This window comes from Methylobacterium sp. TK26 (assembly GCF_055361565.1).
In genome coordinates, this window is the sequence record NZ_CM143965.1 from 1,425,029 (window position 1) to 1,440,714 (window position 15,686).

The window sequence follows — 15,686 nt, forward strand, 5'->3', positions numbered from 1 at the left end:
AAAGAGTGAGCCGCTGAAGCACTCAACGCTTCTTCATGGGATAGGACCAACCGCCGATTAGGGCTGTTGTCGTTTAGGTTGGGTCATAAGCGTCGTATCCGGCGGCGGCGATGTAGTTGCGGCATTCCGCTGGGGTGAAGGCTGCGAAGGCCCGGGCGATGGCTGCCCAAAGGTCTGGGACGGTTCGGGCAGCGGCGGTGCGCAGCAGCGCCTTGAGCTTTGAGAAGGCCTGCTCGATCGGGTTGAAGTCGGGCGAGTAGGCCGGGAGGTAGAGGAGCCGCGCGCCGGCCGCCTCGATGGCTTCGCGCACGCCGACGACCTTGTGGGATTGCAGGTTGTCGAGGATGACGGTGTCACCCGGCTTCAGCACCGGGACCAGGGTGTCGGTGACGTAGGCGCGGAAGCGCGCGCCGTTGGTGGCCCCGTCGAACAGGGTGGTGGCGACCAAGCCGCTGGTGCGCAGGGCGGCGGTGACGGTGGTGGTCTTGTAATGGCCCTGGGGCACGAGGAGCCGGCAACGCTCGCCGCGTGGAGCCCGACCATAGGTGCGGGCCATGTTCGTGGCGGTCGCCGTCTCATCGATGAAGACGAGGGTGTCGGGATCGAAGTCGAGTTGGCCCTCGAACCACGCCTCCCGTGCGGCTCTCACGTCCGGACGCTCCTGCTCGGCCGCGTAGACAGCCCCTTTTTACGGGTGATCCGATGCCGGGCGAAGAACCGCCACAGCCCGCTGACGCTCGTGCGGACACCCTGCTCGGCCAGGATATCACGCACCTCGTGCAGGAAGGCCTGCGGCTGCTCCCGATCGACCTGAAGGATCCGCTCAGCGTGCGCTTCGAGGGCCGGTGCGGGTCGCTGCCCGCACGAGGGCCGGGGCGCGATCGCGCCCTCCGCCTGGAAGCGTTCATGCCAGCGGATCGCGCTGGATGGGCCGACCCCGAAGCGCTTGGCCGCCTGTCGGCGCGAAGCTCCCGCCTCGATCGCCGCGATCACGCGTTCTCGCAGATCCATCGATAGCGCTGACGGCATCCCGACCTCCTCGGAAAGCCCAACATCGAATCAGATCCGCAGACTGCCCGCTACCCCCAACGATTCAACCCAGCCGGACACGGCTCTAGGGGATCGCGCGCTCCGCTCCCGGTCGACCTAAGCGCGGAGGTGATTGCGGATTTGAGGCATCGTTCGCGGGGCGGGGGCATCCCAGACGCGGAGGCTTTCCGCGTTAAGCCCCCAGCCGAGTGCGCGCGCCTGCTGGGTCGGTGGCGACCAGGCCCGAAGCGACCGTAGTGGACGTTCCCCGCACAGTAGCAGTGGGCAGTCGAATCCGCTCATCGCAACGGAATCGTCTTCGCTACCAGTATGCCGCTCGACGAGGGTAGACGTTAACACAAGTCATCAACGGCCTGCCCCTGTGGGTAAGTACGCGCAACCAACCCCACCGTTCAAGCAGCCCCGGGACAGGTTGAATAAATCAATGACTTAGTAAGGGTTTGGCTGGGGCGCCAGGATTCTCACCCAGGTCCAACTCAGCAAAGCGTTTGACTTAAGTCATTGTTTTTACACGCGCCTCAGCTTCGTGCGTACAAGCAGTTGATACGATCCCGCGCTCAATGCCAATGCTGAATTTTGGTGCTCCACAAGGGATTGCCGCAGGCAGAATACCAGGGTTTTAGACTGGCACTCCGAGCCCCACGAAATCACGAAAGTGTCGTCGGCAAAGCGCCATAAGCAGACCTTGCCAACCGCACGTCTGGACTTCCGGTATGGGCGCGATTGCGGACTGGCAGTGCCAGGAAGATACTAGCGACGCGGACTTCCAACGATGCATTGCCGGGCGCAAACGAGCCGTTATACAGCCAATGCAATCTGGCCGATTGCGTTTTGTTGGGTTCAGAAGTCCGGAAGTAGATTGCGGACGCTTACTCAGAGGGCCGTGCGTCAACTGGGCATTTAGAATCAGTCGATTTCATTTGTCGATGTCGTCGAATATCGATCGCGTCGCCGTGGGCGCAAGCGCCACTGACGCCTCTTCCTTCTTCTGCGTCACAATGTGAGTCCAGTCCGTGGCGCTTTCGTCCTCTTTATCCCGCTCGCGTTTGCGCTCTTCAATCGCCTCGACCGAGTGCCGGACCTGATCACGTGCTTCGTCGATCAAAGCAGCGGCGTCGGCGTCGACGCCAATCGCCTCTATCCGATCCAGAACGTCGAGCAGTTTTTCAAAATGGCTTTCGGGCTCCTCGTCGAGATCGGCATCCGCCGCAATCTCTTCGATCCGATCTCCGAGGGAAGGCAAGACTGTGGTCCGCAATCCCATGCCCATGCCAACCAAGCGTAACGGCGATAATATCCCGAGCATGTCCTCTTGCTCGAAGAAAGAAGCGTCGAGCGCATTGTGCGCCGCCGATTCAAGCCTGTCCGCTGCTTCCAGGCGCAGATCGTCGCGCAGGAGGCCAAGGCGATTTGCCCGACCGTAGGTAGCAAGCTGCGGGTCATTCCTAACGGGATCCGTCCGCCAACATGATCGCCGCAATAAATCCGGGTGTTGCCGAACCACCTTCGAGAAGACTACCTCGCTGGCGCGATAGGATAGAAACTGGAATAGCATCCAATTGCGATGGCTTTCGTCAGGCGTACGGCCGAGACGGGCGACCAAAGCGTCATCCAGTGTGTCCGGTATGACCAGCGCGTCCCGGATGAGCGGAGATCCCTCACACGTGAAGCTTCCGAGAATCGTATCGATAGGCGCGCCGCGGATCAACGCTGCCATCATATGCGGCTTTTGCCTCATGATTTCTGTCAGAGCGTCCGAGATCGTCGGATGTGCGAAGGTCCACCTTGGTCCAGAGAGCTTCAAGAACGAGCCCTTCAACTCAGCAAAGCAGTCCTGAATTTTGGCAATGGAATAGCCGGTCAGTTCTGCAACCGCCTGCGCTGCCAACGGATCGTGGTCGCTTGGATCGAAGCCGACTTGATGGACATAGACCAGCATGAGCGCCGCCTGTAGCTGATCGTCCAATGCATTGACGGTATCGATAAGGTGCTCGGTTGGCTCTTCCATAAAGCGGACGAGCGAGGGTTTGCGCGGCGCCAGCCCTTTGGTGAAGTTAGGATCCCCAAGCCGTTCGGCGATACCGGGAAGAAACTCCTCTACGGCGGCTACGGCCGCAAGGTGAGGCTTCACGCTCGACCGCCAACTCTGACTCTGCTCGCCGAAATTGACGTGGTTGTAGAGTATCTGGGCTTTCTCCTCGAAGGTCAGATCGCCCACGTCAACCACGGCGCTTCCGTCCGTGAATTGCGTGAGATTGCGCTGGCCGAGCCGCCGCCGCGCTCCCTCATAGATGTGCTTGCGCGACGTCAGCAGGAAGCGATTACCGTGATTGATCGCTGCACGCAGCTTTGAAAAGGCAGAGGCCCAGTCCTGGACATAGTCATCGCGTAGCACGTTCGAACCGAAGGCGTCGTCGATCCAGAAAAACCGCCCGGGATCGTTTGGATTCCATCCCGCCTCGAAATCGCGTGGGCTTGTAAGAGCAAGGACGGTGTTATCCGGGTTCTCCGATGCGATCGTCGAGACGATGGCGCCGATCGCTGATTTGCCACTCGACGGATTGCCGAGCAGAAGCACAACACCATGATCCGAGATCGCGTTAACGGCGTCTCGATGGGCCTTGGTAGGAACATAAGTCCGCAGCTTCGGAATCCAGCTGTCGAGGAGCGCCCGGCTCTGTTCGCTGAGCCGCTCGTCGACAATCGAGGTCAAGTCACCGAGACCATAGACCTGTGGCACGAGTGCGCGCAGGCGGGCGCTACTCCTGATCACCCGAACGATGTACTGGCGACCTAATATATGCGGTTTACGCACGCCGAGCGCCCGCAATCGCGCGCGCATCGCGGCAGCGACAAGCGCATCGACGCTCATGTTAGTCATGAAGACATAACTGTCAGCCAGACCGGCCTTAACCAGTTCCCCAACGTTTTGGATCTCGCCCGATAGGTCGCCCGCCTTCAGCGCCTTACCCGCCTCCGAGGTATGCTTGCACTGGATTGTGCCAATGGAAGGCGCATCCGATCCCGACGGAACGAGAAAGACAGCGTCTTGCCCGCCATCCTGCGCTTCGCGGAAAATCTCGACCGGACGGCCAAGCACGACCTCGCAAACCTGCGAACAGAGATCCTGGAATGCACGCCAACCGATCGTATGAAGTGCTAGGTCGCTCCACGGACCGTGCGCGCGGCGCTCTCGGACCGGCACAATCTCACTCAAGTCATGACCGACCTTCACGGGATGGCCACTGGCGCTTGCGCCTGTGGCGGGTCAGGCAGATCCTCGTCGCGAAAAAAGCGCCACACTGCGCGGATCACATTCTTCAACATATCGCTCTCGCGACCGTGCTCCTTGGCGCGCAGCAAGGTCTGATAAACGACCTCGGGGATTTTTTGAGTGTCGTTGCTTGGGTGCGCGCCGAATAGTTCGCAAGCAGAAGCAAGGCACGCGGCGTGAATGTCCGGGGTGACATCCTCTTTGAGACGATGTTCCAATGTTTTTCCGAAATGCGCGTAACAATCGCAGACAAGGTCATCAGTCGGGGCGCCATTGAACACCTCGTTTGGCTTAGCGAGTCTGCTCAAGGCAAGATCTGTTGTGGGCGAACGCTTAGAGTCGGGCAGATGTTGATCACAATCCCAGAGCAGGAAGGTCGGAATGCCCAGTTCACGGAAAATAACATAGGGACGGTCGAGGTTAGCCTTGCCCTCGGCCGAAAGGATAGCGATCCCGGCCGCCTCAAAATTAACGCCGAGCATCCGTCCGGCCGCCGCGAGCGCTGCTTTGTCGCTGCGCCCCTCGACTAGGATCACCCCCTTCGCGAAGAAGCCCTCGGCCAGTTCTGCTCCAAGGATATGGAGCCGCGGCGTCAAGGTCTGGGCGCTGTAGGAGCCGGGGGGCTTATCCCAGCCGCGCTCAAGCTTCTGCGCCACGATACCTAGATCGAGGGCTTGCAAGCTGCACTGCTTGAACGGGCTGTCGGGGCAGGTTGAGCGGCGGGTGAGCCGGATCTCATCGGCTTTGCCCATCGAAATAAACATCGGCGAATGCGAGCCGAAGATGATCTGAGTGTGCCCCTCGACGCCCGGAAGCGTGCCACTGCTCAGCCCGCGGAGCACCTCGGCGAAATGTCGCTGCTTGGTGGGATGCTGGTAAAGCTCGGGCTCCTCGATCGCGAGGATCAGTGTTGGTGCCTGGGCGACCACCGCCGAACCGTCTGGAGCGCCGCCACCCGCATCCCCGGCACCTGTATTATCAGGTTCCGGGACCACTGTGCGCGCCAGATGTTGGAGCAGTGTGAAGATGAACGCTCGTTGCAGGCCGTGTCCCTGTCTATCGACCGGGCCGCCGAAACCGTCGTCCTTGAGATACACGTCCGCCATCGGCAACGGGACCGGCATTTCTCCGATCTCACGCCAGTTCAGGGCTACCTCCGCATCCTGGTACAGGCCGCGCAGGTCGGCGGTGAGTGTTCCCGCCAATGTGCCAAGCTCGGGCATGTTTTCCGCCGACACCAGTGCCTGATAGGCTTCCGTCATCTGCGCCTTGAAGGCCTGGACGTCTGGTCGCTGCAAGATCTGGCTACGCACCAGCAACTCGAGCAGCTTGCCGATAACGCTCGTCTTGCCATCGGCCGCATCGGCCGAGGCCTCGCGCACGGCCGGGATGAAGACGAAGCTTGTATGCCTTTGTAACTTGCCGCGGCTATTGTTCTGAAAACCGAAGAACTGCCCGTCGTCGGGCAACAGGACCAGTTGCGCCGGATGGGCTGCCTCCCAGTCCAGCAGCGCCTGATCAACCGCAGCGGCGCTGCCGGCGTTGGGTAGATCCGCGTAGAGTGGATTGTTTTCGCGCAGGGCATTGTAGGCCGCGCGTTTCGGCGTCGCGGCGGATTGCGATCGAATCGCAGCGAAATCGGGGATCTGTGGAACGACACCGTGATAGCGACCGCTTGAAGGGCCTCCATCGAAGACTCGGGTGACAACAAGCTTTCCGTCGCGAATGCGGTCCTCGAAAGATGCCGCTTCCTGATCGCTCAGCTGATGAAAAGTGAGTTCTATCTCGATCGGTTGCTCTTGTTCGCGCGCGAAGAAATCGTCGGCGTCGCAGTTTTTCGATGCCGAATAAAATTTCTCGAGCGCTTTCAATATCGACGACTTGCCTGCGCCGTTGCCACCGATGAACGCCGTATGCGAGCCAAAACTGACTTCGATATCTCGAAGCGATCTGAAATTTTTGATCCTCGCGCGCTCGAGCTGCATTGCCCCCCCCCCGTTACCCCTACGTTTCTGTTTCGATCTGTCCGAATACAAGGGCAATCACAACCATTCGGACAGGTATTTCGCAATGCGGCGTGAACGAACGTCAGCCTCCAGTTTCAATGCAGAGGCACGATAACGACGACAATAGGGCGCGAAGCTGACTTTCGTAACGGTCTGTCCGGAAGTCCGCTTCGGGTGAGAAGCCAACATGCAGTGCCTAACCGGGATTGAGCCATCGAGGCTGGCTCACTCACGCCCGCTTCCAACTACAAAGTCATATCATCTGCCGACCAGCCGGTAGTACCCCGCTTTCCCATCGCTACACGACCCAGGATCTGGTTGGTGGACGGCTCGTAGACGAACCCTGCTTGGCGCGACTTCAGGCCTAATAGCGTGCGGACCTCCGACGCCATGGCAACGCGTAGACCGTTCGGTGACGCGACACCGGCTTCGACCCGGCATTTTCCTTTGCGAAGGACCGCTGCTTGCTGAGCTGCTGCCAAGGTCCAGGCATCTTGCCGATCAGTGGCACGGTTGACGCCGTCGAGCAGGGCAACAAGTGGGGCGAGGCGCGGCGGAGCAGCATTCGTTGCGAACGTGTAGTGGATCCCGATTCCGGTAAGCGCGCAGATTCTGAAATCCTCTGGGTGTACGGATTGTCCACTCCAGCCGCACGGTTGGGCTTCGGCAGGTAGACAATACACGCCATGGGCAGCGCGCACGGCTTTTTCCTCAAGCATCAGGGCCCCGGAAACGCTGCTCGGCACGAGGAGGCGCTTCAACACCCGGCTTCCGGTAACGACGCAGCGGCCAAGCTCCGATGGGAGGGAGCGAGTTCCCGTGGCTGCGCAGGGCTCTAGGATACCGGAGCGAACCAGATGTCCCGTCACGCTGCACCGTTCGCCCTCGCTCGGGGCGAGGAGGCCTCGCGTCTCGTGGCAGGCCACGAATTCGTCCTGATGGCCAATGCGCCCGGATACGGCCGACGTCGCGGCCCGATCCTCCCGGAACAGCTTGCCTGACAGATCACTCGTCCGCAGCTCACTTCGCAACGCTTCGTCGCCCGAGAAGACGCAGCGCCCAAAATAGTTGGCCTCTGCATGCTTGCCGCTGACTGCTGATGTTTTGAGCTGGTCCCGTCCTACGAGTTTGCCGGACATGGCCGACCGCTCGACCTCATCGGTCAGGAGACAACGATTTGTCAGCGCACACCGGACCACGTACTCGGGCAGCGCTCGACGGCCATTAAGTTCCGACGCCACTAAGCGATGCCGCAGTTCCCGCTGCCCGCTGATCGCGCATGCATCAAGGCAGGTCTCTGGTACGGTCCGCTGATTAGTGCCGCATGATACCAGTGCCGGCGCCGCTAAAACGTGGCTAGAGGAGGGGACGATCGTCAGCTCATCCGCGTAGCCGCCGTCGCCGACCCGATAGCTGACCCGCAGCTGCACGTCCCGGCGAACAGAGCCTTCCGCGCCTGCCAGCACGAACGACAGACGCGGTGTGAAGTCCTCCTCCATCTTGGCACGCTTCCGGGCGTCCTGGCCCGCCGAGGCCATCTCCTGTCCGCGCCGTTCCAGGTAGAAGCGCGTGAACTCCGCGATGCCCGGGTCCTGACGGGCCGCATCCATGACTTGGTCGACGCTAAGCCCCAACGCATCCGAGGCTGCATCGAGAACCAGAGGGAGCGGAGCTAAAGCATCACGGATGAAAGGAAACTCTGCCCGATTACGCGGGGCACAACGCACCTCGATAAGCCGCTCGTAGGCGTCGTGCGCAACGATCGCCCGTACGCGAACCAGGATAACCCCTTCGAACCAGCGGCGCGCGGCAGCGCTTTCCGTGCCGACCAGAGTCCCCCCGAAGCTTTCGACCCATTGCCTCGCCGCTGAATCTGCCCCACGCCGTGGATCCTCGTCGAGGTCACGGACCGCATAGCGGCCGCTGATCACCATCCGCTGTACCATCCGGCTGAAAGCAGGCGACCCCGGCTGGTAAAGCGAGGACCGCAGCCCGCTCATCGCCTCGCGCTCGAAGCGGATCACTTCTTGGCCGCCATCATCCTCAATCGCGAACAGACGGTTGGCCAATGGCGTTACCCGCGCGCCGAGCTGAGCCAGAGCGCCAAGAGCAAAGGGCTGGTACTCCATCGAACGCGTCTGCGGCGGCAGACTCGGTGCCCGCGGCCCGACATAGCCCTGGCCGTCCGTGTCCCCTAGCATCGCATCGATGCGCTTTTCTTCCTCAAGGAGCGCTTGCTTGGCCGCCGCGATGCTTTGCTCGGCCATCGCCACGCTTGCTTTGACGTCCGCACCCTTGAGCGCTGCCACCACAAGTTCGCGGATCCGTTCTTCGAAGCCCGCGGCGCCATCCTCGCCCCCCACGGAGCCTTCCAGCAGAGATTCGATGTCGCCTATGGCGCTCGTCGACATTTGCAGCTTCTCCATGAGCCGCCCGACGATGTACTCCTCGAAAGTTCCCTGCAGCGTGACATTCAGAATGCTGACATGGGCGTGCTGGGACGCGAGACGTTGGACCCGGCCGATGCGTTGTTCCACGATCATCGGATTCCAGGGTAGGTCGTAGTTCACCAGCACGTTGGCGACTTGCAGATTCACGCCCTCTGACCCAGCCTCGGTCGAGACGATGACGCGATAGCCGGGCGGATTGGCGCGGAAACGTCCGATTGTCTCCTGGTTGCGCGCACCAGACGTGCCGTTGATAATCCCCACCGTCAGGCCGTGCCCCTCCAAAAACTCCTGAATGGTGGTCTGAGTCTCCCGCCGCCCCGTAAAGACGACGAGCCGCCAGCTGTCCGGATTCTCGTGCTTCAGTTGGGTGATCAATCGTCCGAGGCCATCCAGCTTTGCGCTCGTCGTCATGCCCCGCACGACTGCCCGCACCGCGCCCGCGAAATCGGGCGCAATCGTGCCGTTGCGCTCCATGTTATCGAGTTGGGCGCTGAGCGCGTGCGGGCTACTTGTCAGCGCCTGGAGGATGCCGATCTGCGCCAGACGATTAAGCTTCTCGATACCCTTGGCGACGATTGCGATCAGTTCGAGCTCGGCTGGTGTCGGCTGCACCCGGTGCAGCTGCACCTTGCGGTCGGGGAAATGGAGCTTGGCGTCGCCGCGACGCACCCGAGACATGTAACCATAGACGATCGACCGGAACGCCTCGGCCGCCTCCGGCTTCAGCTGGCGTGCCTGCTCTCGGTCACCTGCGATGAAGCGCCGGGCAAACTGGCCTTCGTTGCCGAACGGGTTCTCGTGTCCCCTCGCCACGGTGAGCAGATCGACTAGCGAATAGAGGTCCCAAAGCCGATTCTGGATCGGCGTGGCCGTCAGCATCAGCACGAACCGGAACCGCCGCGCCGCTAAGGCACTCCGAATGACCTGCGCCACTTTGGGCGGCTCCAGTGTACCGTAGAGATTTCGTAGCTTGTGCGCCTCGTCGAGGATCAGCATCTCGAAGCGATCGGCAGGAAGTTTCTCCAGGTAGAGCCGCGCTGAATTGTACGTTGTGATGATCGCGCCGACGCCGTCTGGGTTCGCGTTCAGAAGGTCGCGACCCGTTGCGACCTCGGCCGCAATATCGAACTTCGTCTCCAGCTCTTCCTTCCACTGTGGTCCAAGAAGTTTGGGGCAGACGATCAGGGCCCGCGACAGCCGTGAACGCGTGATGAGCTCGCTCATCACTAGGCCCGCACTGATCGTCTTGCCGAGCCCAACATCGTCCGCGAGCAGCGTTACAGGCAAGCGGCGGCAAAAAGTAATCAGATTGCTGACTTGATGGTGGAACGGCTCGACCCGGTCACGCCACTGCGCTTCCGATTTAACGTCCTTGCGTGACTCAATCACGATCGGATCGGTCAGGTCCCATTCGAGGGCTGCCTTGTAGATCCGGTATTCCTCAGGCGAGCGCACCGCGCGAAGAAGCTTCGTCTGCCATTCAGAATCAGCGGTTATGTGCTGCAAGGGATTTTCCTTTTCGAAGCTCCTAATGCCGGGACCAGGGGCGCTCACTCAAGATTGCAGGGAGCTTGTTTCTCGTCCGATGGCAGTCATCAACATACTCGCGCGCCGGGGCAGCGCAGGGTGCGATGTCATTATAAATTTAGCTCGCCTCAACCCTCGACTTCGTCGTCATCCTGTTGGACAGTGTAGCCATTGCTAGCGTCTCCGGGCATGTCGTAGAGGTCGGCCTCAGGGATCTCCACTCGTACGGCTAAATGCCGGACGTCGAATTATCACCTCTCGTCGGGGTCGGACCGGCCAGAGGTATGTATCCAGTGGACCGATGGTCGACTCGGCTCCGTTGCTGGCTTTGCAACGGAGCCGCCACAGATGCTCGACGAGCTCATCGGCCTCAGGTCGACCCCGCGTCCCTGGGATCGTCGTCCTCGTAGGCGGAGGCGTCGCTGCCGTCGCCTTCGGGCACCGCTTGCAGCCCGGCGCCCGACGTGAGCCAAGGACGCCTCGGAAGGAGCATCACGAGTTCGTCCCAGACCGGATGCAAAACGGGGTCAATGGGAATGCAACACCAGTCTTTGTAGTAAGCAAATTTCTCCTCAGCCTCCTCAAGCGTCTTAATTCCGCCGGGGCCGCCCGGCGCGATTGCCAGAATCAACCCATACAATTCGAGGAGATCGGGCCAGACGTGGCGTCGCGCCTGCTCGCGCCAGATCGCCTGCTGGACCGGCTCTCGGTAGCCAGCTCCCTCACCGGACAAGAGCCAAGTCAGCACCTCATCCTCAGCGGCTGGCAGCGCAGACGAAGGGATGTCGCCGATCTCCGGGAGCAGCGGTAAGAGCTCACCAATATTGAGAGGGCTTAGCTTCCATTGGTTACCAAGGCGCATCCCGCAGAGCGGGAACCGCGCCCTGACGCAGGGCGGCGGCGCGTCGACATCCAGCCAACCGGGCGTCGATGCCGCGACCAGCGCGTACAGCCCCTGCAGATCCAAGCGAGGTTCCTCCTCGTCCAGCTCGTCGGCGCGATCCATGATGGCAGCAAGACTGGGAACGTCGTCGGGGCTGTCATAGTCGTCCTGTTCCCAAGGGTCCTCCTCAGGGTCCGGATCGTCCCAGGCTCCCCATTCGGAATGGCATCCGGATAGCGAAAGATGCTCCGCCGAACCTGCGGATTGCGCCGATCGCATCCTGCGACCCCCGCGGCGAGCACGCTCCCCGTTCATGATTGATGTGAAGGTCTCGACCTCGGCGAGTTTGACCGCGTAGGAGATCTGCTTGTGCATCAGGGCCTGAGAACGCTCGAGGAACTCCCGTTTAAGAGCCTCGACCTTCGCGTTCGTCTCCGCGATGCCTTTCTTCAGTGTGGCCCGGCGAGCGCCGACCTTCTGCTGGCCCCACGGGTGAGGGTCGTCGGGCTGAAGCGTGCGTGATTTCAAGCCAAGTTCGATCCGAACGGCCGCAAACGCCGTCCCGATCATCTGGGTGTACGACAGGGGTTCCACGGGTCTCCAACCTCATCGATCGCCTCATGCGTGAAGGCGACAAGAGGACGAGCGAACGGTCAAGCCTCATGCCGGACCGCGCGTGCTCCGGTTCGGCCCGCTGACCAGCCACGGCGGGTAGCCTGAACAGCCGTTAAAACCCCGGAAGGGAACCCCGGAAGACGGCCGCCCCGACGGGCGGCGGCCGGGTTTTGCCGTTCGCTCGGGCGCGCGAACCAAAGCCCGGCCAGGACCCCGGAAGGACAGCGATCCCGGGAAGGACGATCCCAAAAAGACGTTCCGGTTCGCCTCGCGTGTCCGAGCCGAACCGGAACAGGGCTCAGCTCCCCTAATCCGGAGCAGCCCGGTGGCGGCTCCGGATTAAGCGGCTCCTGCAAGCCGGCTTCGAGTTCCCAAACGGAGATAGTGTGACTGGGCCGTCATCCCGAACAATGAGGCACGGCCGGCGGCTCGGCAGCGGGCCGATTTGGACTGTCCGACGAGGATCCACGACCTTCCGCAGAAGACCTGCCGCCGGGCGGTCCGCGCGCGTCCGGCGGCTCGCAAAAACGGTGGGTGCGGCAGAACTACGCAGGTAGTTTGAACCCCGTCTAAACCGGACTTCCAGGTTACGACGGTTAGCAATTCGTTACGTTTGTCTTGTCATTTGTTAAGATGATGGCCTCGATTCGCTCTTGCGAGCCGCGATACTGGACGTCTGTTGCTCGAATCGAACACACCTGCCTAAGCTTGGCTTCCATCACGAGGCGTTGCTTCCCGGTAGCCACCAAACATGTTCGATCACGCCCACACGCACCCGTTCGTGCGGCGAACCCTCGCGTCCGTTTGCGGCGTCGCGACCGATCGCGGAGCACCCGACCTCCGTCTCGACCGCCCTCGCGCGCTCGAGACGGCTCTGGGCTTCCATAAGCAGCCGGGCATCCGGTTCGCCGCGCGCGAGAACCGCGAGCGCCCGCTGTCGCGCGACGGGGCCGTGACGTGCCACTTTGCTCAAACCTCGATCTCCAAGACCTCGCCGATCCTGGCGATGATCCGGGCCGCCAGTACGGGCCGGCGCTACAGCGGATCTGGGGCGTGTGCGTACGAGGGCTACATCGAGCGGCCGGGCGCTGCCGAGCGGCTTGCCCTGCCACAGGGCCGGCCTGTTAGCGGGCGCGACGGACTTCAGCAGCAGGCCTATCTTGAGCGGGACGGGGCGGTCGAGGCGGACCCAGGCGACAGCCTCGCGCTGGCCTCGTTCGGCACCATCGGTGACACGTTCGAGGCACGCACGCACTTCTGGGATCTCGTCGAAGCAACCGAACGCTCGCCACAGGGCGATCGCATCACGATCGAACCGGCGCAGAATCCGGACTGGTGGGCGAAAGCCCGGGGCGCGATCGACGAAGCACCGGAGACGGCCCGGACCCAGCTGCGGGCGGCGGCCGCGGGGGCTTCAGCTCTCCTGGAGCTGACGTTGTCGACGGAGGACGCGTTGGCGCTGTGGCGCTGGGCGGAGGGCGTAGGTACCGGGGCGCCGATCAAGATCGTGCCGGGACGCGGCGGCCGCACGCAGACCCGGATCATCGCCGAACTGCCGCACGAGGTCGACGGCCACGCACGCCTGGCCATCGTGAAAGCGTTCACGGGCAAACTTGCAGCCCGGGGCTTTCCCTACTGGGCCGTGGTGCACGCGCCCGACGCCAACAACGACCGGCGCAACTTCCACCTCCACGTCGTGTACTACGACCGCCCCGCCCGGCGCATGCTGCACCCGGAGACCGGCGTCGCCACTTGGGACTTCGCGATCACGCAGGAAAAGCGGCGCGCGAACCGCACCAAGGTTTTGAAGCGGCCCTACCGGCAACCCAAGGACCGGGCGAGCCATGATCGCGCCTGGATCAAGGAACTGCGCACGCACTGGGGCAGGTGCTGCAACGCGGTGCTGTCGGAAGCCGGGATCGGCAAGCGCTACGATCTGCGCAGTTACGCCACGATCGGCATCGATCAGGCTCCGGGCGTCCACATCCCGGCACGCCAGTACAACAAGGAGCGCAAGGGCAGCCTGACAAAGGCGGGATCCGATCTCGCTCGGCGCCAGTGGCAGGCCGAGGCGGACCGGATCCTCGACGACCGGGCACGGATAACCGGGGAAAAGCTCAGCCTGCTGCTGGTGCAAGGCCGGCATGCCGAGCTTACCGCGTTCGATCGCGGAGGGACGGCGGACCGCAAGGGGGACACCTTGGTCGGGCCTGTGCGCGGCTTGATCCGGCGTGGCCTCGCCCTCGTCGAGGAGATCGGCCGGGTGGAACTCGCACGGGATCTGGCGGCACTGGTTCTCACGCGGACCCTCTCCCGGCCCCGCCTGCTCCTCGCAGCCGGAGCGGCGCTCGTGCGCGGTCCCCATGCGACCATCGATTCCGGCCATCCCGCACCGGAGGATCCTGCGGTACCGGGGGGCGGGCTCTCCGGTGACGCTGACCGCAGCGACCTCGTTCGGTTCTGCGACGACCTCGAGAAGGGTGCCGCTCAGCTCGCAACGGCCTACGACGCGCTGATCGCCGAGCAGCGCGGGCGACTGAAACGCATTCGGACCGACCTCGCCGGGCCAGAGCCAACGACCGGCTCGGTTCGGGGCTCGGCTTCGAGCTTTGATCGGACCGCTCCGGCTCTGACGGCGGACGGCGATCCTGCTTCGGGTGCCGATCCTGCGACGTCACGTGTTTCGATCGATCCGGTCCCAGAGACATTGTTCGCCGCTCGCGTGCGGGCGAGCCTCGATCCCGGCACCGCCGCGCTCTGGGCGCGGTTCGCCGCGGTCGAGCCGGAGGTGACCGAAACGGTCGCCGTGACGCCGTCGCCGTCGACCATCTTTCGCCCGCCAACGCCCATGTTCGCCCCCGCGGCAGGTCTTCCGCCCAACCGTTTTCCGGTCGAACGCGCCGCCTCGCACGCCCCATCCTGGTCCAATGCCGTCGACCGCGCGGCCGAACGGAACGCCGCGCGTTCGAAGCCCGCAGGACCGGGTGCCGGCGAACCGGCCTTGCGCAAGCGTCCACAGCCACCGTTCGATTTCACTCTCGGGCTCGGGCAGGCTGGCCGTTCCAACGGTGCGCCGCTGATCCCGCCCGGCCGTCCCGCCACCGCTGGTGTCGCGCCCCGCCCTGCTGGGAATGCCCGAGGCGACCTGCCGATCGCTCCACAGACCGAGGCTCCTCGTCCAGCTTCGCTCCCGGCATTAGACGTAAATCCAGCCGCCGCAGCGGCTGCGACGGAGAGCACGGCGAGGATGGCCTCGGCCTCGATGCCCGCAAGCGCAACCCGACGGATGACCGCTGCATCGACGGACGCGGCGATCGCGCCACCGCCGATCGTGCATGCACTGCCACGGCAGACGGTCGAAATCGCGTCCGTCGAGCCGGCTCCGGTCGCCGCCGCCGTCGAGCAGGTCGCATCGGAACTGCCGACTGCGCGGAACATCGCTGACCGAATGCCCGCGCCCGCAATGTCCGATCCGGTCTCGCTCCCGCCGACCCATAAACCAGTGATCGAGATCGAGCTGCATCTCTCGACCTCCACGTCGGAAGGCGGATTGGACTCTCAAATGGAGACGCCGATGGCACCTCGCGAACCTATCGCGGTCCAGGTGCCCATCGAGATGGTGGAGCGCAACGACGAAGGCGATGCCCCCTGGCCATTTCCGCCGCGGGTCGAGGCGGCCCCTCCTGCCGTTCGGGTGACGCCTCCGACCCCACCGCCGACTGAGGCTTTGCGACGGTGCGTGCCGTTCTCGGCCGTCCACCAAACGGAACAGTCTGCCTCACGGACCAAGAACCGTACGGGCGTCCGGCGGCGCTCGACACGATCACGAAACGGACGCGAGATCGGAGATTGAGATGAACACACCTCATCCCCTTCGAGCC

General features: G+C 63.0%; 6 protein-coding genes. 1 reads left to right on the top strand and 5 read right to left on the bottom strand.

Annotated elements, in window-relative coordinates; translation table 11 throughout:
- Window positions 1-73: 73 nt before the first annotated feature.
- From ACXJ1Y_RS07020 to ACXJ1Y_RS07040, 5 genes are all read right to left on the bottom strand, one after another.
- Window positions 74-1,029, bottom strand: a protein-coding gene (locus ACXJ1Y_RS07020; protein WP_463846574.1) for an IS630 family transposase whose coding sequence is annotated in 2 segments (ribosomal slippage) — window positions 74-678 and window positions 678-1,029 — 957 coding nt in all. Because the reading frame shifts where the segments join, the coding sequence is not laid out codon by codon here.
- Between the two features lie 937 nt (window positions 1,030-1,966).
- A complete protein-coding gene (locus tag ACXJ1Y_RS07025; protein ID WP_463849385.1) occupies window positions 1,967-4,267 on the bottom strand; it encodes an nSTAND3 domain-containing NTPase in 2,301 nt (766 codons plus the stop codon).
- Window positions 4,268-4,281: 14 nt separating this feature from the next.
- Window positions 4,282-6,309, bottom strand: coding sequence for an ATP-dependent nuclease (locus ACXJ1Y_RS07030; protein WP_463849386.1), 2,028 nt, complete (start codon window positions 6,307-6,309; stop codon window positions 4,282-4,284).
- A 266-nt stretch (window positions 6,310-6,575) separates the two neighbouring features.
- The gene (locus tag ACXJ1Y_RS07035) at window positions 6,576-10,286 is read right to left on the bottom strand and encodes a DEAD/DEAH box helicase (protein WP_463849387.1); all 3,711 of its coding nucleotides are present in this window, start codon (window positions 10,284-10,286) and stop codon (window positions 6,576-6,578) included.
- 391 nt (window positions 10,287-10,677) lie between these two features.
- Complete coding sequence (locus ACXJ1Y_RS07040) at window positions 10,678-11,784, bottom strand: hypothetical protein (RefSeq protein WP_463849388.1); 1,107 nt, start codon at window positions 11,782-11,784, stop codon at window positions 10,678-10,680.
- Between the two features lie 772 nt (window positions 11,785-12,556).
- Here ACXJ1Y_RS07040 and ACXJ1Y_RS07045 point away from each other — a divergent pair.
- The gene (locus ACXJ1Y_RS07045; RefSeq protein ID WP_463849389.1) at window positions 12,557-15,658 is read left to right on the top strand and encodes a MobA/MobL family protein; all 3,102 of its coding nucleotides are present in this window, start codon (window positions 12,557-12,559) and stop codon (window positions 15,656-15,658) included.
- Window positions 15,659-15,686: the final 28 nt, after the last annotated feature.